General features: G+C 72.7%; 25 protein-coding genes. 3 read left to right on the plus strand and 22 right to left on the minus strand.

Annotation, left to right across the window (positions count from 1 at the left end; translation table 11 throughout):
* Positions 1 to 148: 148 nt before the first annotated feature.
* Positions 149 to 1,108, minus strand: coding sequence for a GTPase Era (gene era / locus ABZT03_RS15340; protein WP_356038879.1), 960 nt, complete (start codon positions 1,106 to 1,108; stop codon positions 149 to 151).
* 174 nt (positions 1,109 to 1,282) lie between these two features.
* On the opposite strand from era, the gene ABZT03_RS15345 reads away from it, so the two are divergent.
* Positions 1,283 to 2,605: an ammonium transporter gene (locus tag ABZT03_RS15345; RefSeq protein ID WP_356038881.1), complete on the plus strand. Its 1,323-nt coding sequence runs from the start codon at positions 1,283 to 1,285 to the stop codon at positions 2,603 to 2,605.
* Entirely contained in the window at positions 2,602 to 2,940 is a 339-nt protein-coding gene (locus ABZT03_RS15350) for a P-II family nitrogen regulator (RefSeq protein ID WP_356038884.1), read from the plus strand. The genes ABZT03_RS15345 and ABZT03_RS15350 overlap by 4 nt, the downstream gene beginning before the upstream one ends.
* Here ABZT03_RS15350 and ABZT03_RS15355 read toward each other — a convergent pair.
* The 11 genes from ABZT03_RS15355 to ABZT03_RS15405 all read right to left on the minus strand — a co-directional run bounded on the left by ABZT03_RS15355 (position 2,834) and on the right by ABZT03_RS15405 (position 13,510).
* A complete protein-coding gene (locus ABZT03_RS15355; protein ID WP_356038887.1) occupies positions 2,834 to 3,868 on the minus strand; it encodes a DUF916 domain-containing protein in 1,035 nt (344 codons plus the stop codon). The genes ABZT03_RS15350 and ABZT03_RS15355 overlap by 107 nt on opposite strands.
* A gap of 88 nt (positions 3,869 to 3,956) precedes the next feature.
* Positions 3,957 to 5,300, minus strand: coding sequence for a beta-xylosidase (locus ABZT03_RS15360; protein WP_356038890.1), 1,344 nt, complete (start codon positions 5,298 to 5,300; stop codon positions 3,957 to 3,959).
* 172 nt (positions 5,301 to 5,472) lie between these two features.
* Complete coding sequence (locus tag ABZT03_RS15365; protein WP_356038892.1) at positions 5,473 to 5,949, minus strand: hypothetical protein; 477 nt, start codon at positions 5,947 to 5,949, stop codon at positions 5,473 to 5,475.
* 282 nt (positions 5,950 to 6,231) lie between these two features.
* Entirely contained in the window at positions 6,232 to 6,585 is a 354-nt protein-coding gene (locus tag ABZT03_RS15370; RefSeq protein WP_356038894.1) for a cytidine deaminase, read from the minus strand.
* Between the two features lie 76 nt (positions 6,586 to 6,661).
* Positions 6,662 to 7,021, minus strand: coding sequence for an MmcQ/YjbR family DNA-binding protein (locus ABZT03_RS15375; protein ID WP_356038896.1), 360 nt, complete (start codon positions 7,019 to 7,021; stop codon positions 6,662 to 6,664).
* Positions 7,018 to 8,316, minus strand: a complete 1,299-nt coding sequence (locus tag ABZT03_RS15380; protein ID WP_356038898.1) for a hemolysin family protein — start codon at positions 8,314 to 8,316, stop codon at positions 7,018 to 7,020. Before ABZT03_RS15380 ends, ABZT03_RS15375 begins: the two co-directional genes overlap by 4 nt.
* A complete protein-coding gene (gene ybeY / locus ABZT03_RS15385) occupies positions 8,313 to 8,810 on the minus strand; it encodes an rRNA maturation RNase YbeY (RefSeq protein WP_356038900.1) in 498 nt (165 codons plus the stop codon). Before ybeY ends, ABZT03_RS15380 begins: the two co-directional genes overlap by 4 nt.
* Before the next feature lie 12 nt (positions 8,811 to 8,822).
* On the minus strand, positions 8,823 to 9,881 hold the full coding sequence (locus ABZT03_RS15390) for a PhoH family protein (protein WP_356038902.1): 1,059 nt from the start codon (positions 9,879 to 9,881) through the stop codon (positions 8,823 to 8,825).
* Positions 9,882 to 10,057: 176 nt separating this feature from the next.
* Positions 10,058 to 11,167, minus strand: a complete 1,110-nt coding sequence (locus ABZT03_RS15395; protein WP_356039122.1) for a PfkB family carbohydrate kinase — start codon at positions 11,165 to 11,167, stop codon at positions 10,058 to 10,060.
* Between the two features lie 118 nt (positions 11,168 to 11,285).
* Positions 11,286 to 12,575 carry a glucarate dehydratase family protein gene (locus ABZT03_RS15400; protein ID WP_356038904.1) on the minus strand — a complete coding sequence of 430 codons (1,290 nt, stop codon included), beginning with the start codon at positions 12,573 to 12,575 and terminating at the stop codon, positions 11,286 to 11,288.
* A complete protein-coding gene (locus ABZT03_RS15405; protein WP_356038906.1) occupies positions 12,572 to 13,510 on the minus strand; it encodes a 5-dehydro-4-deoxyglucarate dehydratase in 939 nt (312 codons plus the stop codon). The genes ABZT03_RS15400 and ABZT03_RS15405 overlap by 4 nt, the downstream gene beginning before the upstream one ends.
* A gap of 104 nt (positions 13,511 to 13,614) precedes the next feature.
* Between ABZT03_RS15405 and ABZT03_RS15410 the strand changes: the two genes are divergently transcribed.
* A complete protein-coding gene (locus ABZT03_RS15410; RefSeq protein WP_356038908.1) occupies positions 13,615 to 14,400 on the plus strand; it encodes an IclR family transcriptional regulator in 786 nt (261 codons plus the stop codon).
* Between the two features lie 104 nt (positions 14,401 to 14,504).
* Here the strand turns inward: ABZT03_RS15410 and ABZT03_RS15415 are convergent, their stop codons facing one another.
* From ABZT03_RS15415 to hrcA, 10 genes are all read right to left on the minus strand, one after another.
* A complete protein-coding gene (locus ABZT03_RS15415) occupies positions 14,505 to 15,497 on the minus strand; it encodes an adenosine deaminase (RefSeq protein WP_356038910.1) in 993 nt (330 codons plus the stop codon).
* A gap of 20 nt (positions 15,498 to 15,517) precedes the next feature.
* Positions 15,518 to 16,423 (minus strand): ribonuclease Z, encoded by a 906-nt coding sequence (locus ABZT03_RS15420; RefSeq protein ID WP_356038912.1) that lies wholly within the window; start codon positions 16,421 to 16,423, stop codon positions 15,518 to 15,520.
* Between the two features lie 6 nt (positions 16,424 to 16,429).
* Positions 16,430 to 16,783: a histidine triad nucleotide-binding protein gene (locus ABZT03_RS15425; protein WP_356038914.1), complete on the minus strand. Its 354-nt coding sequence runs from the start codon at positions 16,781 to 16,783 to the stop codon at positions 16,430 to 16,432.
* Between the two features lie 86 nt (positions 16,784 to 16,869).
* The gene (locus tag ABZT03_RS15430) at positions 16,870 to 20,067 is read right to left on the minus strand and encodes a S41 family peptidase (protein ID WP_356038916.1); all 3,198 of its coding nucleotides are present in this window, start codon (positions 20,065 to 20,067) and stop codon (positions 16,870 to 16,872) included.
* Positions 20,068 to 20,113: 46 nt separating this feature from the next.
* Positions 20,114 to 20,611: a hypothetical protein gene (locus ABZT03_RS15435; RefSeq protein ID WP_356038918.1), complete on the minus strand. Its 498-nt coding sequence runs from the start codon at positions 20,609 to 20,611 to the stop codon at positions 20,114 to 20,116.
* 122 nt (positions 20,612 to 20,733) lie between these two features.
* Positions 20,734 to 21,126, minus strand: coding sequence for a VOC family protein (locus tag ABZT03_RS15440; protein ID WP_356038920.1), 393 nt, complete (start codon positions 21,124 to 21,126; stop codon positions 20,734 to 20,736).
* A 17-nt stretch (positions 21,127 to 21,143) separates the two neighbouring features.
* Positions 21,144 to 21,893 (minus strand): 16S rRNA (uracil(1498)-N(3))-methyltransferase, encoded by a 750-nt coding sequence (locus tag ABZT03_RS15445; RefSeq protein WP_356038922.1) that lies wholly within the window; start codon positions 21,891 to 21,893, stop codon positions 21,144 to 21,146.
* Entirely contained in the window at positions 21,890 to 23,011 is a 1,122-nt protein-coding gene (locus ABZT03_RS15450) for a nitronate monooxygenase (protein ID WP_356038924.1), read from the minus strand. Before ABZT03_RS15450 ends, ABZT03_RS15445 begins: the two co-directional genes overlap by 4 nt.
* A 98-nt stretch (positions 23,012 to 23,109) precedes the next feature.
* The gene (dnaJ, locus tag ABZT03_RS15455; protein WP_356038926.1) at positions 23,110 to 24,243 is read right to left on the minus strand and encodes a molecular chaperone DnaJ; all 1,134 of its coding nucleotides are present in this window, start codon (positions 24,241 to 24,243) and stop codon (positions 23,110 to 23,112) included.
* Positions 24,244 to 25,260, minus strand: a complete 1,017-nt coding sequence (gene hrcA / locus ABZT03_RS15460) for a heat-inducible transcriptional repressor HrcA (protein WP_356038929.1) — start codon at positions 25,258 to 25,260, stop codon at positions 24,244 to 24,246.
* Between the last annotated feature and the right edge of the window lie 20 nt (positions 25,261 to 25,280).

Raw genomic sequence — 25,280 nt, forward strand, 5'->3', positions numbered from 1 at the left:
CGGCGTTTGAGGAGCGGGGGTCCGGGGGCGGAGCCCCCGGGTTCGGGACGGGAAGGGGCGGCGGGGGCGAACCCCCGTAGGCCCCGGACCGGACCCCCCGGGGAACGCCGGGGCCGCGCCCCGCCCGCGGCAGAAGACGAGACCGGTCTCAGAACCCCAGCTTCCGCAACTGCCGAGGATCCCGCTGCCAGTCCTTGGCGACCTTCACATGCAGGTCCAGGAACACCGGCGTCCCCAGCAACGCCTCGATCTGCTTGCGCGACTTGATCCCGACCTCCTTGAGCCGCTTCCCCTTGGGACCGATGATGATCCCCTTCTGGCTCGGCCGCTCGATGTACACGAACGCGTGGATGTCCAGGAGGGGCTTGTCCGCCGGCCGGTCCTCCCGCGGCAGCATCTCCTCGACCACGACGGCGATGGAGTGCGGCAGTTCGTCCCGCACCCCCTCCAGCGCGGCCTCCCGGATCAGCTCCGCGATCATGACCTGCTCGGGTTCGTCGGTGAGGTCGCCCTCCGGGTAGAGGGCCGGCCCCTCCGGCAGCAGCGGTACGAGCAGATCGGCCAGCAGGTCCACCTGCTGGTCGGCGACCGCCGACACCGGCACGATCTCCGCCCACTCGAACCCGAGCTCCCGGCCGAGCTGGTCGATCGCGATGAGCTGCTCGGCGAGCGTCTTGCTGTCGACGAGGTCGGTCTTCGTGACGATCGCGATCTTCGGCGTCTTCTTGATGGACGCCAGTTCCTTCGCGATGAAGCGGTCACCGGGGCCGAGCTTCTCGTTGGCCGGCAGACAGAAGCCGATCACGTCGACCTCGGCCCAGGTGGTCCGTACGACGTCGTTGAGGCGCTGGCCGAGCAGCGTCCGGGGCTTGTGGAGCCCGGGGGTGTCCACCAGGATCAGCTGGGCGTCGGGCCGGTGCACAATGCCCCGTACCGTGTGCCGCGTCGTCTGCGGCTGGTTCGCCGTGATCGCCACCTTCTGCCCGACCAGAGCGTTCGTGAGGGTGGACTTGCCCGCGTTGGGGCGGCCGACGAAACAGGCGAAGCCGGCCCGGTGGACGGTCTCCGGCGATTCCGGCGGCTCGGATGACTGGCTGCGAACGCTCATGGTGCCCATTCTCCCTGATCCACAGAGCCCTGCCGTACAAGCGTCCGCCCCCGGTCCTCCCCGTGAGCTTCCGGAAACCCGCACGCAACGAAACCTCACGGAAACACGGTCGTGCACAGCCGGAAACCGGGGCCGGTGAACCTCTGACGAGCCCCCACACCGGAGGAGACGACCGTGACCCTCGCCGCCCCCCTCGCCGCAGGGCGTGCCGACACCGGCGACACCGCCTGGCTGCTGGCCGCCACCGCCCTGGTCCTGCTGATGACCCCGGGCCTGGCCCTGTTCTACGGCGGGATGGTCCGCACGAAGAGCGTTCTCAACATGCTGATGATGAGCTTCGTGTCGATCGCCCTGGTCACGGTGGTCTGGCTGGCCGCCGGCTACTCCCTGGCCTTCGGCGGCGACGTCGGCGGCGGGCTGCTGGGCGGGCTGGAGCACACCGGCATGGCGAGCCTCGGCCCGGACAGCGTGCACGGCACCGTGCCGACCCTCCTGTTCGCCACCTTCCAGCTCACCTTCGCGATCGTCACGGCCGCGCTGATCAGCGGCGCGGTCGCCGACCGGGTGAAGTTCGGCGCGTGGCTGGTCTTCGTGCCGGTGTGGACCCTGCTGGTATACGTTCCGGTCGCGCACTGGGTGTGGGGTCCCGGCGGCTGGATCGCGGCGCGGCTCGGTGCCCTCGACTTCGCGGGCGGGCTCCCGGTGGAGATCACCTCGGGTGCCTCCGGGCTCGCGCTGTGTCTGGTCCTCGGCCCGCGCCTCGGCTTCAAGAAGGACGCGATGCGTCCGCACAACCTGCCGATGGTCATGCTGGGCGCCGGTCTGCTCTGGTTCGGCTGGTTCGGCTTCAACGCGGGCTCGGCCCTCGGCGCGAACGGCCTGGCCGCGGCCGCCTTCCTGAACACGCTCGCGGCCGGCTGCACCGGTCTGCTCGGCTGGCTCTTCGTCGAGCAGCGGCGCGACGGCCATCCGACCACGCTGGGCTCGGCCTCCGGCGCGGTCGCGGGCCTGGTCGCCGTGACGCCCTCGTGCGGTTCGGTCTCGCTGCTGGGCGCGCTGGTCGTCGGCCTGGCCGCCGGTGTGCTCTGCTCGTACGCCGTGAGCTGGAAGTTCCGGTTCGACTACGACGACTCGCTGGACGTCGTGGGTGTCCACCTGGTCGGCGGGGTCGTCGGCACCCTGCTGATCGGCGTGTTCGCGGTCGACACCATGACGGGCGGCGCCGAGGGGGTCCTCTACGGCGGCGGACCCGCGCAGCTCGGCAAGCAGGTGGTGGCCGTCCTCGCGGTGGGCTCGTACGCCTTCCTCGTCACGTACGGGCTCGGCCGGCTGATCGACAAGGTGCTCGGCTTCCGGGCGAGCGAGGAGCAGGAGCACACCGGCCTGGACCTTACGGTGCACGCCGAGACCGCCTACGATCACGGGGTCCTGGGCCATGGCGCCCCGGTCTCCGCATCCGTTCTCCCCTCCGGCCAGAAGGTCAAGACGCAGGCATGAAGCTCATCACCGCGATCGTCAAGCCGTACCGCCTCGACGAGGTCAAGACCGCCCTGCAGGAACTCGGCGTGCACGGTCTCACCGTCACCGAGGCCAGTGGCTACGGCCGGCAGCGCGGTCACACCGAGGTGTACCGCGGCGCCGAGTACCAGGTCGACCTGGTCCCCAAGGTCCGGATCGAGGTCGTCGTCGGGGACGCGGACTGCGACGCCGTGCTCGACGCGATCGTCAGGGCCGCGCGGACGGGGAAGATCGGCGACGGAAAGGTGTGGGCACTGCCGGTGGAGACGGTCGTACGGGTGCGGACGGGCGAGCGCGGCCCCGACGCGCTCTGACCAGCAGGACACCTGCCACGACGCCCGCGCCGAACAGGACGGCCGCCACCAGCCACGGCAACGCGAAGAAGCTCGCGCTCGCCGACTCCCGGGTGTCCTGCGCGCTCGCTGTCAACGTCACGTCGCCCCAGTCGAGTTGGGGGGCTCCCCGCCAGGGTTCGGTGAGGTGCACGCGCTGGCCGGGCAGCAGTTCGGCGGGGATCTTCGCGAGGTCGCGGGCCAGCAGCGTACGGCCGAACAGGCCCGTGGCCCGCAGCTCCACCTTCGGGTTCAGGGTGACGTTGCCGGTGTTGCGCAGGGTGTAGGAGACCGTCGCCGTGCTGGCCCCGAGACCGGGGACGAGCGGCTGGTGGTGGGTGAGGTGGACGTCCTCGACGGCGATCGCGGCGAGCGCGGGCCCGCCGACCCTCAGGTAGACGCGGGCGCCGACGGCCCGCCGCACGCCGAGGGCGAAGGAGCCGTCGCCCTTGTCGATCCGCTCGTCGAGCGCGACCAGCGCGCCCGGGTGGTCGCCGGGTTCCGCGCCCTCGGGCACGGTGATCGTGAAGGGCACGGTGACCTTGCCGTGCGCGGGGACGGTCACGCTGGAGCGGGCCGGGCGCGCCCAGGCGCCCACACCCCGCTGGGTCTCCTTCGGTGTGCGCACCGCGAAGCCGCCGTCGCGCGCGGTGTTGTAGGCGTCGGCCGCGTACAGCCGGAAGGTCAGCGGCGCGGCCGTCTTGTTGGCGACGACCACCTTGTCCCGCAGGGTGGTTCCGGGGTCGGCCGACAGATAGAAGTACGGCCGGGCAGCGATCCGCGAGGAGACCGGGTAGACGGACCAGCTGCCGTTGTCGGCGGCGTGCGCGGGAGGGGCCGGGAACACGGCGAGGACCGGGCACAGCAGCAGGCCCAGCAGGCTCAGGAGGAGGACGTGCGGCGTACGCATGGGTGCGGACCCCCGGACCGGATCGGGGTGGACGGGCGGGTGCGGCCCTGTGCGGAGGGGCGCCCGGCCACCGGAGACGGACATGCGGTCAGGTGAGCGTGAGGGTCAGGACGCCGGAGTACGTGCCCGGCGGGGTGAACGCCGGGACGTTCAGGGACAGTCCCGCGTCGGCGGTGAACTCACCTCCGGTGAGCGTGCCGTCGGGGGTGGAGGCGAGCGTCGCTCCCGAAGCGCCCACCGGGCCCGCGGAACCGGCCTGGCAGGTGCTCGGGCTGCCCGCCTTGGTGGCGCAGGCGGGGGTCCAGCTCAGCTTCCCGGCGTCGATCTTGGCGCCGGGACCCGTGAAGTCGGTGACCTTGCCGGTCAGGGACCAGCCCGCGGGTCCACCGCGGAAGTCCTTGACGGTCACCGAGCGCAGCGCGCCGTCCGAGGCGCCGCCCTTGCCGAAGTCGACCGGGGACAGGTCCACGGCGTCCCCGGCCTGGGACATGGACAGCGTGCCGGCCTTCACCGTGGTGGTGATCTTCTGGCTGCCGGCCGGGACCGGGGTGTCGTCGACGACGACGTAGGCCGCTGGGCCCGCGCCCTTGTCCGCGTTCCAGGCGGAGCCCTCGAACGCCACCACTCCCGTCGTCGTCTTGTCCCTGACGACGAGCGAACCGCTGAAGCCTCCCTGCGCGTTGGCGGTCACGGTCGCCGTGTCCGCGGTCTGGGTGGCGCCGGACCGTCCGGCCAGGGTGACACTCGCGCCCGGGGTGAAGTCGCTGCCGGTGACGGTGACGCTGTCGCCGGGCTTGCCGGAGGCCGAACCCAGCTGGATGGCACGGGTGTTGGCCGGTGTCCCGTCGGTGGCGGTGACCGTCTCGGACACCGGTGCCGGCGGGTTGGTGACCGTGCAGGGGGTGTCGAGTTCGAGGATGTAGCTGGTGTGGATGTTGTAGTCGCCGGGCGAGAGGGTGATCGCGCCGGGCGCGGTCACGGTGAAGGTGCCGGTCATCTCGAAGGACGGGAAGGCGGCCTTGCCGGCCACCGGGTCGTTCTTCTTGGGGCCGGCGACGGTGATGCTGCCCGTCTGCGCCCCGCCGAGAACGACCTTGCCGGTGGGCGTCATGATGTCGGCCGGCAGGGCGAGGTCGGTGGGGTTGTTCGCGGCGGGCTTGACCACCTTGTACGTCACCGTGACCGTGTCGCCGACCTTGGGCGCGGCCTTGTCCACCTCGATCCTCGCGGTGGTGGTGCCGTCGATCGGCGGAAGGCCCGCGATGGCGGGCGGGATGCAGTGCGTGGCGAAGTCGACGTCGGCGGACGCGGCGCCGGCCGGAGCGGCCAGCGCACCACCCGCGGTGACGGCGAGCGCGGTCGCCCCGAGCAGTGACGCCCAGCGCCGTCTTCGGGAACCTCGGGTGTTTCCGGAACTTCGGGGTGAACCCATGTGTGCCCCCTCCTCCAGGGTGCGGGCGCAGCGGCTCTTCTGCGCCGACAGGGGGCATTGAGGTGCGGATCGCGCGAGAAGTCAATGGACATCACGCACAGAACTGATGGACCGTCAGCTTCCTGCTGCCGTACGGAAGCCGACGGCCCGTCGGCCCGGTTTGCAGCCGCTGTCAGCTGAACACGAACGGTCCCGGCGCCTGCGGTCCGGTCGCCGTACAGGTGACGGTGATCCCGAAGACGACCATCTTCAGTGAACCGCCGTAGAAGTTCAGGCTGTCACCGGAGGCCACGGTGCCGTTGAGCGGACCGACCGTGATCGGGGCGCCGGTGGCCATGGCGGGGTTGACGGTGCCGCTGAAGACCCGGGCGGCACCGGTCGAGTTCGCCATCGTGAGCGTGGAACTGATGGTGTTCGCGCCGATCGGGATCGGCGCGGTGATCGCGGTGGACGACAGTTTGAGGGTGGCGGCCGTGCCCGTCTGGGTGGCCGTGAGGGTGGCTGCGCCGCCTCCGAAGAGACCGCAGTTGGCGGTGACGGTCGCCGTCAATGGGGTGACGGCGACAGCCGAGGGCGCGAGCGCCAGTCCGGTGACCGCGAGGGCCCCGACCAGCATTGCCGCACCTGATCCGATTCGCTTGCCTCTCATGGGATCCGCTCCCTTCCCGAGTACGGGAATCCATGTGGGGGGGTGGATGAGTGGGAGCCGACGGGTCGTCTTTCCGGGAGGGATGGGTGCGGGCACCCTGCCCGGGGCCAAATCTGACGGACCGTCGGAACGTGCGATCCCATTGATGCGCGAGCGACACGAAAACGGCAAGGTGGAAAACCGGCCTACCTCGGGCGCCCCGCCGCGGGCCGCCCGGATCCGCCGCCGAGCCGCTCCGGACCCGGTCCCGCGCCGCCGCCGCTCGCGGTGAACAGCCCGCCGTCAGCCCGCCGGGACGGTCAGCCGGACGGTCCCGTCGGGCGCTGCCACCAGGACCGGGGTCGCCGGCCCGCCGAGGTCCCGCACGGCGGCGAGATCGGCCTCGGCGGCCGCCTCCGCGGCGGTCACCACCGCCGCCGCCTCCAGCGACCGCGCCCCCGAGGCCACCGCCATCGCCACCGCCGTCTGCAGCGCGGTCAGACGCAGCGACGGCAGGTCCACCGTCCCCGCGACATACGTCCGGCCCGTCTCGTCCCGTACGGCGGCGCCCTCCGGCACGCCGTTGCGGGCCCGGGCCGAACGGGCCAGGGTGACGATCTTGCGGTCCTCGGGGTCGAGCGCGCTGCTGTCGGTCATGCCCCGAGCATACGGAGCGCCTCCGGCACCGCCCGGCCACGGGGGCCGCCCTGCCGCGTCCCGGGGACCCGGGAGGTCAGGGCCGGTCCAGCCGCAGCCGCTCCGCCCTCGGCAGACCGGCCACCACGAGGTCGTAGGAGTCCTCGACGAGCTCCCTGACCAGCCGGTCGGGCAGGCCGCCGCCGACGGTCACCGTGTTCCAGTGGCGCTTGTTCATGTGGTAGCCGGGGACGATCAGACCGGGGTGCTCGCCCCGCAGCCGGACCGCGTCGTCCGGGTCGCACTTCAGGTTCACGGTCAGCGGGCTGCCCGCCAGGTTCGTCAGGGCGAACAGCTTGCCCAGCACCTTGAACACGGACGTCTCGGGATTGAACGGGAAGTCCTCCACGGCCGCGTTGAAGGACAGGCACAGGGTGCGCAGCTGCTCCGGCGTCACTCCGGCTTCCCCTCCTCCGCGGAGCCGCCCACCGGCTCCACCAGCACGGTCACGATCTTGTTCCGGCGGCCGGCGGCCGCCTCCGCCGTCAGCTTCAGCTCGCGGCCGTCTGGCAGCTCCACCACGGCCGACGCCCCCGCGATGGGCACCCGGCCCAGCGCCTTGGCGAGCAGGCCGCCGACCGTCTCCACGTCCTCGTCGTCGTACTCCTCCAGGCCGTACAGCTCGCCCAGGTCGGTGATGTCGAGGCGGGCGGTGACCCGGTGGCGGTCGTCGCCGAGGTCCTCCACCGGCGGCAGCTCGCGGTCGTACTCGTCGGTGATCTCGCCGACGATCTCCTCGAGGATGTCCTCGATGGTGACGATGCCGGCCGTGCCGCCGTACTCGTCGATGACGACGGCGACGTGGTTGCGCTCCTGCTGCATCTCACGCAGCAGGTCACCGGCGTTCTTGGTGTCGGGCACGAAGGCGGCGGGCCGCATCGCCGTGGACACCAGCTCGCTCTCGGCCTCCCGGCTGATGTGCGTCTTGCGGACCAGGTCCTTCAGGTACACGATCCCGACGATGTCGTCCTCGCTCTCGCCCGTGACGGGGATGCGGGAGAACCCGGAGCGCAGGGCGAGGGTGAGCGCCTGGCGGATGGTCTTGTAGCGCTCGATGACGACCAGGTCGGTGCGCGGGACCATGACCTCCCGCACCAGGGTGTCGCCCAGCTCGAAGACCGAGTGCACCATGCGGCGCTCCTCGTCCTCGATGAGGGACTCCTTCTCCGCGAGGTCCACCAGCGCGCGCAGCTCCGCCTCGGAGGCGAACGGGCCGCGGCGGAAGCCCTTGCCCGGGGTGAGGGCGTTGCCGATGAGGATCAGCAGCGACGGGATGGGGCCCATGATCCGCGCGAGCGGCAGCAGGACGTAGGCGGCGGCCGTCGCCGTGTTCAGCGGATGCTGGCGGCCGATGGTGCGCGGGGACACCCCGACGGCGACGTACGACACGAGGACCATCACGCCGATCGCGGCGAACAGCGCCCCCACCGTCCCGTCGATGGCCTTCAGACAGGCGTAGGTGACCAGCGCGGCGGCCGCCATCTCGCAGGCGACCCGCACCAGCAGCGCCATGTTGAGGTAGCGGGTCGGGTCGGCGGCGACCTGCGCGAGCTTGGCGCTGCCGCGCCGGCCGGAGCGTACGGCCTCCTCGGCGCGGAAGCTGGAGACGCGCGCGAGGCCCGCCTCCGCGCACGCGGCGAGCCAGGCGACGACGACCAGGGCGATCGCGCCCGCGACGAGGGGCAGGCTCATGAGACGGTCGGGGCCGGGGAGGGACCGGTCAGGCCCTTCTCCGCGCGCCAGCCGTCCACGATCGCCGCCTGGAGACCGAACATCTCGGCCTTCTCGTCGGGCTCCTCGTGGTCGTAGCCGAGCAGGTGCAGCACTCCGTGCACGGTGAGCAGGTGGAGCTCCTCGTCCATGGAGTGCTGCGTGGGCGCCTCGGTGCCCTGCTTGGCGGCGACCTCGGGACACAGCACGATGTCGCCGAGGAGGCCCTGCGGGGGCTCGTCGTCGTCCTTCGACGGCGGACGCAGCTCGTCCATCGGGAAGGACATGACGTCGGTGGGCCCCGGCAGGTCCATCCACTGGATGTGCAGCTGTTCCATGGCGGCGGCGTCCACGACGATCACCGAGAGCTCGGAGAGCGGGTGGATGCGCATCCGTGCGAGGGCGTAGCGGGCGATGTCGAGGATCGCCTGCTCGTCGACCTCGGTTCCGGACTCGTTGTTGACGTCGATCGACATGGGCGTGCTGGTCTACTTCCGCTTGTCACGGGCGCCCTTGCGGGTGCCGTTCTCCGTACCGTTCTCGCTGTCGTACTTCTCGTACGCGTCGACGATACGGCCGACCAGCCGGTGCCGGACGACATCCTGGGACGTCAGCCGCGAGAAGTGCACGTCGTCGAGGCCCTCCAGGATGTCCTGCACCTGCCGCAGCCCGGACGCGGTGCCGCTCGGCAGGTCGACCTGCGTCACGTCACCCGTGATCACGATCTTCGACTCGAAGCCGAGCCGGGTGAGGAACATCTTCATCTGCTCGGGGCTGGTGTTCTGGGCCTCGTCCAGAATGATGAAGGCGTCATTGAGAGTTCTGCCGCGCATGTAGGCCAGCGGGGCCACCTCGATCGTCCCCGCCGCCATCAGCCGCGGGATCGAGTCGGGGTCCAGCATGTCGTGCAGCGCGTCGTACAGCGGGCGCAGGTAGGGGTCGATCTTCTCGTAGAGGGTGCCGGGCAGGAAGCCCAGGCGCTCTCCGGCCTCGACCGCGGGGCGGGTCAGGATGATGCGGTTGACCTGCTTGGACTGCAGGGCCTGGACCGCCTTGGCCATGGCCAGGTAGGTCTTGCCGGTGCCCGCGGGACCGATGCCGAACACGATCGTGTGCTTGTCGATCGCGTCGACGTACCGCTTCTGGTTGAGGGTCTTGGGGCGGATGGTGCGGCCGCGCGAGGACAGGATGTTCTGCGTGAGTACCTCGGCCGGGGTCTCCTGGCCGTCGCTCTCCCCGTTCTCGCTCGCCCTGAGCATGGCGATCGAGCGTTCCACTGCGTCCTCCGTCATCGGCAGTCCGGTGCGGAGCACCAGCATCATCTCGTCGAACAGGCGCTGGACGAGAGCGACTTCACCGGCGTCGCCGACCGCGCTGATCTCATTGCCCCGGACGTGGATGTCGGCCGCCGGGAAGGCCTTCTCGATCACGCGCAGGAGGGAGTCGCCGGAACCCAGCACGGTCACCATGGGGTGCTGGGCGGGGACGGTGAACTCGGCTCTCGCCTGTCCCTGCGCGGGGGTGTGAGCTGTGGGTGTCTGAGTCATGGGCCGGCGCTGTAGGCCTTGCTCGTCCTCCTCGATACGACTCGCCCGCCTCAGGGGCGGTCTGGCGGTTCCAAGGGTACGCCGCGCGACTGACATCGCCGTAGGAGTTTTGCGGGCGGACAGCGGCGCTCCCGGCGGGACGGGCCGGGGCCCGGCGCGGCGGGGGCCGGGCCGGGTCAGGCCGGGCCGCCGAACCCGATCGTGGGCACGGCCCGGCGCAGCGGCCAGGGCCGGGGCTCGGCCAGGCCGGGCAGCATGTCCGCCAGGAACGCGTACCGGCTGAGCGCCTCCGGGTCCTGCTCGCGGACCGACTGCACGGTGCGCCACCAGGCCGCGACCTCGGACCAGCCGGGGGCCGACAGCGAGCCGCCGAACTCCTGCACCGACAGGGCGGCGGTGAGTCCCGCGAAGGCGAGCCGGTCGGCCAGCGGCCAGCCCGCCAGGCTGCCGGTGACGAAGCCGGCCACGAAGACGTCGCCCGCGCCGGTCGGGTCGAGGGCCTCCACGGCGATGGCCGGGACCTCGGCGCTCTCCCCGGTCCGCCGGTCCACGGCGTAGGCGCCGTCCGCGCCGAGGGTGACCACCGCGACCGGTACGTGCTCGGTGAGGGCGTGCGCGGCGGTGCGCGGGCAGTCGGCGCCCGTGTACCGCATGGCCTCCTCGGCGTTCGGCAGGAACGCCTCGCAGTGCTCCAGGTCCCCGAGGCCGGCGAGGTCCCAGGTGCCGGTGTCGTCCCAGCCGACGTCGGCGAAGACGCGGGTGCCGCGCCCGGCGGCCTGGGCGATCCAGGGGGCCCGCTTGCCGGGCGTGAGCGAGGCGACGGCGGCGCGCGCGTGCGGCGGGCACTGCGGCGCGGGTTCCGCCGGTGGTGGCTCGTGGCCGTGGGAGACCATGGTGCGCTCCCCCTCGTACGCCATCGAGACGGTGACCGGGGAGTGCCAGCCGGGCACGGTCCGCGACGCGGACAGGTCGATGCCCTCGCCCTGTGCGAGGGCATCCCAGCAGTACTCGCCGTAGTGGTCGTCACCGAAGGCGGCGGCGAGGGACGTTTTCAGGCCGAGGCGGGCCAGGGCGGTGGCCATGTTCGCGACGCCCCCGGGGCTCGACCCCATGCCGCGCGCCCAGGACTCGGTACCGCGCACGGGGGCCGAGTCGAGCCCGGTGAAGATGATGTCCAGGAAGACGGTCCCCGTGAGGTAGACGTCCCGCGGCGGGTCCTGCGGCGCGCGCAGGGCGGCGAGCGGGTCGACCTGGGGCCGGTCGCGGTGGTCCTCTCCGGTGGACATGGTCACGGTGACTCCCTGACAGGTGCGGTTCAGGCCAGTCTGCACCACACCTGCGACAACACCGCGTGACGTCACCGCCCCGCCCGCGCCCGGGCCCCCTCGCCGACGGAGGGGCGGTCTACCAGCGGGGGACGCCCGGGGTGACCCAGCCCGGTTCGGCGACCCGCATGGCCGCCGCGTCGTCGCGCTCGCGCAGGGAGCCGTCGTCGTCGAGCCAGCGCCGGTGCAGGAACGCGAGCCTGTCCCGGTCGAGGGTGACGCCGAGGCCGGGCGCGTCGGAGACGGCGACCCTGCCGTCGTCGAAGGTGAGGCGTTCGGTCAGCACGTCCTCGGACTGCCAGGGGTAGTGGGAGTCGCAGGCGTGGTGGAGGTCGGGGACCGTCGCGGCGACGTGGGTCATCGCGGCGAGGCTGATCCCCAGGTGGGTGTTGGAGTGCATCGAGATCCCGACGCCGAACGTGCGGCAGACGGCGGCGAGTTGCTGGGTGTTGCGCAGTCCGCCCCAGTAGTGGTGGTCGCAGAGCACCACCTGGACGGCGCCCTTGGTGAACGCCTCCTCGATCTCGGGGAAGGTCGTCACGCACATGTTGGTGGCGAGCGGTACGCCGGTCCGCGCGGCCACCTCGGCCATGGCGGGCGTGCCGAGCGCGGGGTCCTCCAGGTACTCCAGGACGTCACCGAGTTCGGCGGCCACCTTCAGCGAGGTCTCCACGGACCAGGCGCCGTTGGGGTCCAGGCGCAGCGGGTGTCCGGGGAACGCCTCGGCGAGGGCGCGGACGGCGGCGACCTCCTCGTCCGGCGGGAAGACGCCGCCTTTGAGCTTGAAGGAGGTGAAGCCGTACCGCTCGGTGAACCTGCGGGCCTGCTCGACGACTCCGGCGGGGTCGACGGCGGCACCCCAGTCGTCCTTCTCGGCGGCCACGCCTTCCGGGTGGCCGGCCCACTTGTAGAACAGGTAGGCGCTGTACTCGACGCTGTCCCGGACCTTGCCGCCGAGCAGCGCGTGCACGGGCAGGCCGAGGGCCTTGCCGAGGGCGTCGAGGCAGGCGACCTCGAAGGCGGAGACGACGGACAGCCGCAGCTTGTCGGCGGTCTGGACACCGCGCAGGCCGCCGACGTCGACCTTGCCGGAGACGTGTGCGCCGTCGACGGCCACCTCGTCGGCGAGGGTGAACAGGCCGTTCAGGTCGCTGACCGGGCGTCCTTTCAGCCGGGCGGCGAACGGGCGGGCCAGGTCGAGGTACTTGGTGTCGCCGTACGTCTCGCCGACGCCGGTGATCCCGTCGGCCGTCACCACCTCCACGATCAGGCGCGGGGTGTACGGCTGGTGGACGCCCTGGGTGTTGAGCAGGGGCGGGTCGGCGACCAGGATCGGGGTCAGCCGTACGTCCGTGACGGTGAGGTTCACAGGGTGGCTCCTACGAGGTCGAGTCCGGCGGCGAGCAGGGTCGCGAGGTCGGCCAGGTCGGCGGCGGACGGGTCGGTGAGCGGGGCGCGCACGGGTCCCACCGGGCGGCCGCGGAGCCGGGCCGCGGCCTTCACCAGCGACACCGCGTATCCCGGTACGCGGTCGCGGATCTCGACGAGGGGGACGTAGAAACAGCGCAGCAGTTTCTCGACGGTGCCGTCGTCGCCGTCGCGGAGGGCGGTGAAGAAGGCGTTCGCGATCTCGGGGGCGAAGGCGTGCACGGCGGAGGAGTAGGCGGGGACGCCGACGGTGGCGTAGGCGCGGGCCTGGATCTCGGCCGTTGAGGCGCCGTTGAAGAACAGGAAGTCCTCGGGGGCGGCGAGCGTGAGCCGTTGCAGCCGGTCGAGGTCGCTGTGGCCGTCCTTGAGCCCGATGACGTGCGGGATACGGGCGATCCGCTTCAAGGAGTCGGCGCTGAAGGCGACTTGGCCGCGCTGGTAGGCGATGAGCGGGAGCGTGGTGCGGGCCGCGAGCTGTTCCAGCTGGGCGACCAGGCCGTCCTGGGGGGCGGCGACGAGGTAGTGGGGCAGGACGAGGAGCGCGTCGGCGCCGGCGTCCTCGGCGATGCGGGCGAAGCGGGCGGCCTGGGCCCAGCCGTAGCCGACGCCGGCGACGACGGGCACGCGGCCGGCGGCCTCCTCGACGGCGACGGTGACGACCTGGCGGTACTCGTCCTCGTCGAGGGAGAAGAACTCGCCGGTGCCGCAGGCGGGGAAGACGGCGCCGGGGTCGGTGGCGACCTGGGCCGCGAGGTGGGTGCGGAGGCCGTCGGGGTCGAGCGAGCCGTCGTCGTGGAAGCTGGTCAGCGGGAACGACAGCACGCCGCGTGTCATGCCCTCCCGCAGCCGCCGGACCGTGTCGGTGTCGAGGCTCACCCTCGCTCATCTCCCTGTGCAGACGTTATCTACGTATGTAGATGGAGGTTAGATACGCGAACGGCGGTCGTCAAGCGGCGGTCCGGCCCGCTTACGATCGGCACATGTCAGAGACAGGCGGCGTCCGCGAGGTGAAGTCCGCGGCGCGCACCGTCGAGTTGCTGGAGGTGCTGGCCGCGCGCGGCGACCGTCCGGCCCGCCTCCAGGAGCTCGCGGACGAACTGGGCGTGCCGCGCAGCTCGATGTACGCGCTGCTGCAGACCCTGATCTCGCGCGGCTGGGTCCGCACCGACGTCACCGGCTCCCTGTACGGCATCGGCATGCACGCCCTGCTGACCGGCACCAGCTATCTGGACTCCGACCCGCGCGTGCGAGCCGTACGCCCGTATCTCGACGAGGCGTCGCAGGCGCTGGGCGAGACGCTGCACCTGGGCCGTCTCGACGGCCGGCACGTGACGTACCTGGCGACGCGCGAGTCGCACGAGTACCTGCGCACCATCAGCCGGGTGGGGCGGCGGCTGCCCGCGCACGTGGGCGCGCTGGGCAAGGCGCTGCTGGCCGAGCGGGGTGAGGAGGAACTGCCCGAGGGGCCTTACGAAGCGCTCACTCCCCGCTCCCACACCAGCAGGGAGTCCCTGGCGGCGGACCTCACCGAGGTGCGCGCGCGGGGGTATTCCATCGACCGCGAGGAGGGCGTGACCGGCATCGTCGGCTTCGGCTTCACGCTGCGCTACGACTCCCCCGTGCGGGACGCGATCAGCTGCTCGGTGCCGGTGGCCCGGCTGACGCCCGAGCACGAGGGGCGGATCGTCGCGGTGATGCGGGAGATCAGGGCGAAGATCGAGGCGACCGCGCCGGGCACCGGCGGCGCACCGCACTGGCGCCGGTAGTCACGCGACGAGGGCGCCGCCAGCCGGCCTCACACCCCGGCGCGCGACGGCCGCGCCGGGGTTCGTCGGTGGCGTCCGGTCCGGTCCGATCCGAACGAGAGCCGCTAGGAGAACTCGTACGCCTCCACCTCGGCGAGGTAGCGGGAGCGCCGCTCCTCGTCGTCCTCCAGGAAGGACGCGGTGAACGAGTTGCGGGCCAGTTCCCGCAGCCGCTCGTCACCGAGGCCGAGCGCCTGCCGTACGGCGTCGAAGTTGTCGCCCGCGTAGCCGCCGAAGTAGGCGGGGTCGTCGGAGTTGACCGTGCACAGCAGGCCGGCGTCAAGCATCGCGGGCAGCGGGTGGTCGGCGAGGACGTCGACCGTGCGCAGGCGGACGTTGGACAGGGGGCAGAGGGTCAGCGGGATCCGGTCGCGGACCAGTCGCTCGACCAGTTCCGGGTCCTCCATGCAGCGCAGACCGTGGTCGACGCGCTCCACGCCGAGCACGTCCAGGGCCTCGGTGACGTACTGGGGCGGGCCCTCCTCACCGGCGTGCGCCACCCGGCGCAGCCCGAGCGCGGCGGCCGCCTCGTACACCGCGCGGAACTTCGCCGGCGGGTGCCCGACCTCGGCCGAGTCGAGTCCCACCCCGGTGATCCGGTCCAGGTACGGCCTGGCCGCGTCCAGCGTCTCCAGCGCCGACTCGGCCGACTCGTCCCGCAGGAAGCACAGGATCAGCCGGGTGGACACGCCGTGCGCCGACTCGCTCGACCCCAGCGCCCGCCACAGCCCCTCCACGACCGTGCCCATGCCGACACCGCGCGCGAGGTGCGCCTGCGGGTCGAAGAAGATCTCCGCGTGCCGCACCCCCTGGGCGGCCGCGCGGGCGAGGTAGGCGTTCGCCAGGTCCGCGAAGTCCTGCTCGGTGCGCAGCACGGCCATGAGCTCGTAGTACAGGTTCAGGAACGACTGGAGGTCCTCGAACCGGTACGCCTCGCGCAGCGCGTCGGTGTCGGCGTACGGCAGCGCGACACCGTTGCGGGCGGCCAGCTCGAAGGCCAGCTCCGGCTCCAGAGTGCCTTCGATATGGAGGTGCAGTTCTGCTTTCGGGAGGGGCATCAAAGCATCGTACGGGTGTTTTACCGCCGTTTCGGAACCGGGACCCGCAGCAGATCGTGGGCCACGGTCAGGGCACCCTCGAAGCCGGCCGCCCGCGCCGCGCGCTCGAAGGCGTCGGGGTCGGGGTAGCGCTGGCTGAAGTGGGTGAGCACCAGGTGGCGCACGCCCGCCTCCTTCGCCACCCGGGCGGCCTGACCGGCCGTCAGATGGCCGTGTTCCACGGCGAGTTCCTCGTCCTCGTCGAGGAAGGTGGACTCGATGACCAGCATGTCGCAGCCGTCCGCGAGGGCCTGCACGCCCTCGCACAGCCGGGTGTCCATGACGAACGCGAACCGCTGCCCCCGGCGCACCTCGCTGACGTCCTCCAGCCGCACCCCGCCCACCGCTCCGTCTCGCTGGACGCGGCCCACGTCAGGGCCCGTCACACCGTGCGCGGCGAGCCGGTCGGGCAGCATGCGGCGGCCGTCGGGCTCGACCAGCCGGTAGCCGTAGGACTCGACGGGATGGGAGAGCTTGCGGGCCTCCAGGGTGTAGGCCGGGGTGGTCGCGAGCACCCCGTCCGTGTCCACGGGCGCCTGGGTGAGCTCGACCGTCTCGCGGTAGGCGGTCGCGTACCGCAGGCGCTCGAAGAAGTGGGCGCCGGAGAGCGGGTAGTGCGCGGTGACCTCGTGCGGGACCCGGTCCAGGTTGACGCGCTGGATCACCCCGGCGAGGCCGAGGCAGTGGTCGCCGTGGAAGTGCGTGACGCAGATCCGGTTCAGGTCGTGGGCGGCGACCCCGGCCCGCAGCATCTGGCGCTGGGTGCCCTCACCGGGGTCGAAGAGGATGCCCTCGCCGTCCCAGCGCAGCAGGTAGCCGTTGTGGTTGCGGTGCCGGGTCGGGACCTGGCTCGCGGTGCCGAGGACCACCAGTTCGCGTACGGACATCGTTCGCTATCCGGGGGGCCACTGCAGGCCGCGGCCGCCCAGTACGTGGGCGTGCGCGTGGAAGACGGTCTGGCCGGCGCCGGCGCCGGTGTTGAAGACCACCCGGTAGCTCTCCAGGCCGTCCTGCTCGGCGACCGCCCTCGTCTCGCGCAGCACGTCCGCGGTGAGCGCGGGGTCGGCCTCCGCGAGCGCGGCGGCGTCTCGGTGGTGCGCCCTGGGGATCACCAGGACGTGGGTGGGCGCCTGCGGGTTGATGTCACGGAACGCCACGGTCGTCCCGGTCTCCCGGACGATGGTCGCCGGGATGTGCCCGGCGACGATCTTGCAGAACAGGCAGTCGTCCTGCGGCTCCCCAGCCATGCGGTGTCTCCTCCACGCGTGGTGATCTCTGACGTCGGCATGGTATCGACTCGGCCGCTACGGGAGCGGCAGCCCCCGGGGGGCGGTCACGGCAGGGACGGGGGTGTCTTGGCCGGGGTCTCCTCCAGCGCGGCCAGCGCCAGCTCGATCGCCTTGTCCAGCTGCGCGTCGCGGCCCGCCGCGTGGTCCTGGGGGCGCTGCACGACCTCCACGTCCGGGTCCACGCCGTGGTTCTCCACGCCCCACTCGTACCCCTCCAGCCAGAACGCGTACTTGGGCTGGGTGATGAGCGTGCCGTCGACCAGGCGGTAGCGGCTGTCGATGCCGATGACACCGCCCCATGTGCGGGTGCCGACCACCGGACCGATGCGCAGTGCCTTGATCGCCGCGTTGACGATGTCCCCGTCGGAGCCGGAGAACTCGTCGGCGACGGCGACGACGGGTCCGCGGGGCGCGTCCTGCGGGTAGCTGACGGGCCGCATCCCGCGCGGCAGGTCCCAGCCGACGATCCGCCGGGCGAGCTTCTCGACGACCAGTTGGGAGGTGTGGCCGCCGCGGTTCTCGCGGACGTCCACGACCAGGCCCTCACGGGTCACCTCGACGCGCAGGTCACGGTGGATCTGGGCCCAGCCGGGCGCCTGCATGTCGGGCACGTGGAGGTAGCCGAGCCGGCCGCCGGACCGTTCGTGGACGTAGGCCCGCCGGTCCGCGACCCAGGCGTGGTAGCGCAGCGGTTCCTCGTCGGCGACGGGGACGACGACGGCATGGCGCGCGTCTCCGCCGCCGGACGGGGAGATGGTCAGCTCGACCGGTCTGCCCGCCGTCCCCACCAGCAGCGGGCCGGGTCCGGCGATGGGGTCGACCGGTACCCCGCCGACCGCGACGATCGCGTCCCCGGCGCGCACCGCGACACCGGGCGCGGCGAGCGGGGAGCGGGCGTCGGGGTCGGAGGTCTCCGTGGGCAGGATGCGGTCGATGCGCCAACTGCCGTCCTCGTGACGGGAGATGTCGGCGCCGAGCAGTCCCTGCCGGGCGCCCCGGCCGGTACCGCCGCGCGGGACGACGTAGGCGTGCGAGGTGCCGAGTTCGCCCTGCACCTCCCAGAGCAGGTCGACCAGGTCGTCGTGGGTGGCGACCCGGTCGAGGACCGGCCGGTAGCGGTCGAGGACGCCGTCCCAGTCGACTCCGCCGAGGTCCGGCCGCCAGAAGTGGTCGCGCATGATGCGGCCGGTCTCGTCGTACATCTGGCGCCACTCGGCCGCGGGATCGACCATCTGGCGGACCCGGCCGAGGTCGACGGTGACGTTGGTGTCGCTGTCCTCGTCGCCCGAGGCACGGCGGTCGCTGGGGACGACCTTGAGCCGGCCGTCGGTCCACAGCAGGACGCGTTTGCCGTCGCCGCTGACCGCGAAGTGGTCGGCGTCGGCGGCGAGATGCTCGATGCGCTGCTGGGCGAGGTCGTAGCGTTCCAGCTGGGTGTCGGGGTCGGGCGCGTCCGGGGTGGCCCGGGAGGCCCCGAGCACTCCGCGCACGGGGTGCCGCAGCCACAGCACGCCGTCCTTGGCCGCGCGCAGGTTGGAGTAGCGGGCGGCCTCGACCGGGAAGGGCACGATGCGGTCGGCGAGGCCCTCCAGGTCGACGCGGGTGGCGGGGGTGCCCTCGCTGTCGGGCGTCTCGTCCTTGTCCGGCGCCTCGAAGGGCCGGCCGTGCCGCTGGGGCCCGAAGGGGGACGGGGTGGTCGCGGCCAGGGTGATCAGGTGCGGGCGTACGCCCTCGACGAACGCCAGGTCGAAGACGTGCTCGTCGTAGACCGGGTCGAAGGAGCGGGTGGACAGGAAGGCGAGGTGCTTGCCGTCGAGGGTGAAGGCCGGCGCGTAGTCCTTGAACCGCAGCGGGGTGGCCTCGGTGACCGACAGGTCGGTGGTGTTGGCGAGCCGCAGCTGACGCAGCGGGTCGGTGCCGGGGTGCGACCAGGCCAGCCAGGCGGAGTCGGGTGAGAAGACCAGCCCGGAGACGTCACCGTCCTCGCTGCGGTCGACGTCGCGGACCTCGCCGGTCTCGCGTTCGACGAGCAGGACGCGGCCGTCGTGCGCGGCGACGGCGGCGCGGCTGCCGTCGGGCGCCATGGCGAGGCCGAGCACCCGGCCGAGCAGCCCGGCGGCGAGGCGGCGCGGGGTCGCGCCGGGCGCGAGTCCGGTGGCGGGCGCGAACTCCAGGGCGTCCTCGCCCTCCGCGTCCGTCACCCACACCACCCACTCCTCGCCGTCGGCGCGGAAGGTGCGCGGCAGCCGGGCCCGTACGCCGGGCTGCGCGGCGAGGGCGCGGGCCGGTCCGGCGCGGTGGGTGACCCAGTGGACGGCGCCGCGGACGGCGACCGCGCTGCCGCGCGCGGTGTGGTCGGGGGCGGCGGAGCCGAACCAGCGGGCGGCGTTCACCGGGAACGGCTGGCGGTCGGTGCGCGGGCCGCCGAGCCGGATGTCCAGTCTGCGGGGCTCGGCGCCGTCGAGGTCGTCGAGCAGCCACAGTTCACCCGCGGAGGAGTACACGACGCGGGTGCCGTCACCGGCCGCGTGGCGGGCGTAATAGCCGTCGAGGGGAGTGTGCCGCCGCAGGTCGGAGCCGTCGGCGAGGGAGGAGTACAGCGCGCCGACGCCCTCGTGGTCGGACAGGAACCCGATCCGGTCCCCCGCCCACACCGGGTACTCGATGTTCCCGTCGAGGTCGGCGTGCAGCCGGACGAACTCGCCCTGGCCGTCGTGGTCGATCCACAACTTGCCCGCGGTGCCGCCCCGGTAGCGCTTCCACCAGGCGGCCTCGCGTCCCATGGGCGCGGACAGCAGCACCGTGGCGGGCCCGTCCGCGACGTCTCCGACGGGGCCGTAGGGCAGGGTGGTGGCCGGTCCTCCGTCGAGCGGGACGGCGCGCGCCCAGGTCCGGCGCAGGCTGGGCTGGCCGTGGGTGGTGATCGCGAGGACCTGTCCGTCCGGGGTCCAGCCGCGCACCTGGGTCCTGCCGCTGCCCCAGTACGTCAGGCGCCGGGACGGCCCGCCGTCGACCGGGGCGATGTGCACCTCGGGGGCGCCGTCGCGGACGGAGGTCCAGGCGACGGTCGTGCCGTCGGGGGAGATCCGGGGCTGGGTGACCGGCACGTTGTCGGCGCTGACCCGCCAGGCGCGGCCCCCGTCGAGGGGGGCCAGCCAGACGTCGTCCTCGGCGGTGAAGGCGACCAACTCGCCGTGCGGGTGCGGAAAGCGGAGGTAGGAAGGTGTGGGCGACTGTGTCACCCGGTCACCCTATGCAGCGGCCGCCCGCCGCGCACGGGGAAACGGATCACTTCCCCTCGACGGGACGGCACCGCGGATCGGTCTGGCACCAGATGGTCCGGGTGACGGTCACCGTGGTGGTGGGTCCCCGCTGTCCGGGGTTGTCGACGCGGGGCGCGGTCGTGGCGTCGCAGTTGCCGAGCCCGTCGACGTGGAAGCGCACCCTGCCGCCCACCTTGGCGGTCAGATCGCCGCGCACGCAGGCGCCGTTGACGGCGTGGGTGACCTTGCCGGTGACGGTGATGTCCTGCCCGTCGCCGGTCTCGCCCTTGCAGTCGACGCTCGCGACGGTCCGCTCGGTCGCCGAGGGCGCGGTGGAGGCCGACGCGTGGCCGTCGTAGGAGGCGGTGCAGGTGAGCCAGCGGACGTCGACGTTCTGCCGCTCCAGCCGCTTGGTCGCGGTCTGGTCGGTGGTGAACGCCACGCTCGCGGAGCTCAGTCCGTTCGGGTCGCAGGCGGCCGCGCCGCCCACCGCGACGACCGCGAACACGGCCGCCGCTGCCATCCGTCGGCCCCGCGGCCGACGCCAGTTGCGTCTCAAAGCCCCCATGGAAGGCAGCCTGCCACCGACCCCGCCGTCGCGGAAGGGCGCATACGGCCACTCACGCGCCCGCGTGCGCCCCGCTGTCAGCCGCGCAGCAGCAGCCACTCCTGGAGTTCCACGAGGTTGCCCTCGGGGTCCTTGAGGTGGGCGACGCGCATCCGGTCCGTCATGTGGTCCGGGCCGTGCAGCAGGGTCGCGCCACGGGTCGCGAGGTCCGCGCAGTAGCCGTCGAGGTCGTCGACGCGCAGCACGACCAGGGAGCGGTGGCCGCTCGCCGCGTCGCCGAGTTCGCCCAGCACCTCGGCCATCATCGCCCGGTCCTGCAGCGCGATGCCCGCCGAGCCGGCCGCGGGGCTGAACTTCTCGTACGGCCCGTCCGCGGCCCCCGACTGCGGCCGCAGGCCGAGGACTTCGGCGTAGAAGCGGTAGCAGGCGGGGAAGTCGGTGACGAGCAGGCGTACTTGGGCGAGTTCCACGATCGGCTCTCCGGGGGTCAGGACCAGCGGCCGGTGCGGCCGAGGAGCAGGGCGGTGGCCGCCGTGCCGGCGGTCGAGGTGCGCAGCACGGAGGGGCCGAGCCGGTACGCCTTCGCGCCGGCCTGCTCGAACAGTGCCAGTTCCTCGGGCGAGACACCGCCCTCGGGCCCGACGACCAGCACGATCTCGCCCGTGGCGGGCAGTTCGGCCGTCGCGAGCGGCTCGCTGCCGTAGTCGCGGTCCTCGTGCAGTACGGCGGCGAGGTCGGCCGTGGCGAGAAGTGCCGCCACCTGCTTGCTCGTCGAGGCGTCCGCGACCTCGGGGAAGCGGACCCGGCGGGACTGCTTGCCGGCCTCCCGCGCGGTGGCCCGCCACTTGGCGAGGGCCTTCAGCCCGCGTTCGCCCCGCCACTGGGTGACGCAGCGGGAGGCGGCCCACGGCACGATCGCGTCGACGCCGGTCTCGGTCATCGTCTCCACGGCCAGCTCGCCCCGGTCCCCCTTGGGCAGCGCCTGGACGACGGTGATCCGGGGCCGCGGCGCGGGCTCCTCCCGCACGCCGGTCAGCCGCAGGACCAGCCGGTCCTTGCCCTCGGCGGCGGTCACCTCGCCCTCGGCCCACCGGCCGGCGCCGTCGGTGAGGACGACGGCCTCCCCCGCGCGCAGCCGCTTCACGGACACGGCGTGCCGTCCCTCGGGGCCGTCGAGGACGTACGGTCCGCCGTCTCCCGGCGGGAGGGCCTCGACCACGAACACCGGGGCGGTCATCGGTCCGTGCCCTCGGCCGGGAACACCGACAACGCTGTCCTGGCGGCGTCGAGTTCGGCGGCCAGCACCTCGACGAGCCGCCCGGCGGGCAGCTCGCGGGCCATCCGGTGGCCCTGCCCGGCCCACAGCGCCATGCCCTGCGCGTCACCGGCCTTGGCGGCCGCCTTGCGCAGCGGGGAGGTCAGGTGGTGGATCTCGGGATAGGCGGCGGGCGCGTACGGGCCGTGCTCGCGCATGAACCGGTTGACCAGGCCGCGGGCCGGCCGGCCGGAGAAAGCGCGGGTCAGCTCGGTGCGCACGAACAGCGGGTTGGTCAGCGCCTGCTTGTGCACGGCGTGCGCGCCGGACTCGGGGGTGGCGAGGAAGGCCGTGCCGAGCTGGGCCGCGTGGGCGCCCGCGGCGAGCACGGCGGCGATCTGGCTGCCGCGCATGATGCCGCCGGCGGCGACGACCGGCAGGTCCACGCTCTCGCTCACCTGGGCGACCAGCGACAGCAGTCCGATGCCGGAGCCGTCGGCCTCCGGGTCGTCGCGGTGGGTGCCCTGGTGGCCGCCCGCCTCCACGCCCTGCGCTATCACCGCGTCGGCGCCCGCCCGCTGCACGGCGAGGGCCTCCTCCACGGTGGTCGCGGTGGCCAGGGTCAGGGTGCCGGCGCGGCGCAGGGCCTCCAGGGTGTCGGGGCCGGGCACGCCGAAGTGGAAGGAGACCGCCGGCACCGGGTTGTCCAGCAGTACGGCGAGTTTGGCGTCGTAGCCGTCGTCGCGGCCGCTGTCGGGGTCGCCGAGCTCGGTGTCGTACCAGGTGGCCTCGCCGGCCAGCTGGTGGGCGTAGACGTCCACGGTCGCCGGCGCGGGGGGCGCGGTGCCGGCCGGGCCGCCCGCGCCGGCCCGGGACTCCGGCTGCGGCATGAAGAGGTTCACGCCGAACGGCCGGCCGGTGAGCCCCCGCACCTGCTTGATGTCCTGGTACATCCCGTCCGCCGTCTTGTACCCGGCGGCCAGGAAGCCCAGCCCGCCCGCCTCGGACACGGCGGCGGCGAGCTGCGGGACGGAGACGCCGCCCGCCATGGGAGCCTGCACGATCGGATGGGGGCAGAGATCGGTCAGTGCGGTGGACATGACGGCATGTTGTCACGCCCGCCGGACAAGTCCGAATCCGCCGGCCGCCCGGCACGGGCCGTCGGCGGCGCCGGGCGGAGGGTCTCACCCAGCGCCCGTCACCGCCCGTTGAAGGCGTCCTTGAGCCGGGAGAACAGCCCCTGCTGACCGGGCTGGAACTGCCCGGTGGGCCGCTCCTCGCCGCGCAGCTTGGCGAGCTCCCGCAGCAGTCGCTCCTGCTCCGGGTCCAGCTTGCTCGGGGTCATGACCTCGACGTGCACGATCAGGTCGCCGCGGCCGCCGCCCCGCAGGTGCGTGATACCCCGGGCGTGCAGCGGGATCGACTGGCCGGACTGGGTGCCCGGACGGATGTCGACCTCCTCCATCCCGTCGAGGGTCTCCAGCGGCACCTTGGTGCCGAGGGAGGCCGCCGTCATCGGGATGGTGACCGTGCAGTGCAGGTCGTCGCCGCGCCGCTGGAAGGTGGAGTGCGGCAACTCGTGGATCTCGACGTAGAGGTCGCCGGCGGGACCGCCGCCGGGGCCGACCTCGCCCTCGCCCGCGAGCTGGATGCGGGTGCCGTTGTCGACACCGGCGGGGATCTTCACGGTCAGCGTCCGGCGCGAGCGCACCCGTCCGTCGCCCGCGCACTCCGGGCACGGGGTGGGGACCACGGTGCCGAAACCCTGGCACTGCGGGCACGGCCGCGAGGTCATGACCTGGCCGAGGAAGGACCGAGTGACCTGCGACACCTCACCGCGTCCGCGGCACATGTCGCACGTCTGGGCGGAGGTGCCCGGCGCCGCGCCCTCACCGTTGCAGGTGGTGCAGACGATCGCCGTGTCGACCTGGATGTCCTTCGTGGTGCCGAAGGCCGCCTCGTCGAGCTCGATCTCCAGCCGGATCATCGCGTCCTGGCCGCGCCGGGTGCGTGAGCGCGGGCCCCGCTGCGACGCCGTACCGAAGAACGCGTCCATGATGTCCGAGAAGTTCCCGAAGCCGCCGGCCCCGAAGCCGCCCGCGCCGCCGCCGGCCTGCGAGAGCGGGTCGCCGCCGAGGTCGTAGACCTGCTTCTTCTGCGGGTCCGACAACACCTCGTAGGCGGCGTTGATCTCCTTGAACCGCTCCTGGGTCTTCGGGTCCGGATTGACGTCCGGGTGCAGCTCGCGCGCGAGCCGCCGGAAGGCCTTCTTGATCTCTTCCTGCGACGCGTCGCGGCGCACGCCGAGAACGGCGTAGTAGTCCGTGGCCACTTACGACTCCGCCAGGATCTGTCCGACGTACCGTGCCACTGCGCGTACCGCTCCCATCGTTCCCGGGTAATCCATGCGGGTCGGTCCGACCACGCCGAGCTTGGCTACTGCCTCGCCGCCCGAACCGTAACCGACCGACACCACAGAAGTGGAGTTGAGTCCCTCATAGGCGTTCTCGTGACCGATGCGTACGGTCATGCCCGAATCCCCCGCCTCACCCAGCAACTTGAGAAGCACGACCTGCTCCTCCAGTGCCTCCAGCACCGGCCGGATGGTGAGGGGGAAGTCATGTCCGAAGCGGGTCAGATTGGCGGTGCCGCCGATCATCAGCCGCTCCTCGTTCTCCTCGACAAGCGTCTCCAGGAGGGTGGAGAGCACCGTGGTGACCGTACCGCGGTCCTCGATGTCGAACGCCTCCGGCAGGTCCTCCACGAGGCGCGGGACGTCGCTGAAGCGGCGGCCGGCGACCCGGCTGTTGAGCCGGGCCCGCAGATCCGCGAGCGACGCCTCCCCGAAGGGCGCGGGTGCGTCCACCATCCGCTGCTCGACCCGGCCCGTGTCCGTGATCAGCACGAGCATCAGACGCGCGGGGGCCAGCGCGAGCAGTTCCACGTGCCGCACCGTCGAGCGGGTCAGCGAGGGGTACTGCACGACGGCGACCTGCCGGGTGAGCTGGGCGAGCAGCCGCACGGTGCGCGCCACGACGTCGTCGAGGTCGACCGCGCCGTCGAGGAAGTTCTGGATGGCGCGCCGCTCGGGCGCGGTCATCGGCTTCACGCCCGCGAGCTTGTCGACGAACAGCCGGTAGCCCTTGTCGGTGGGGATGCGCCCGGCGCTGGTGTGCGGCTGGGCGATGTACCCCTCGTCCTCCAGGGCCGCCATGTCGTTGCGCACGGTCGCCGGGGAGACGCCGAGGCTGTGCCGCTCGGTGAGCGCCTTGGAACCGACCGGCTCCTCGGTGCCCACGTAGTCCTGGACGATGGCGCGCAGCACCCGGAGCCTGCGTTCACTCAGCACCGCGCTCACCTCCAGACGTC

This window comes from Streptomyces sp. NPDC005574 (genome assembly GCF_040605435.1).
In the GTDB taxonomy this organism is placed as follows: domain Bacteria; phylum Actinomycetota; class Actinomycetes; order Streptomycetales; family Streptomycetaceae; genus Streptomyces.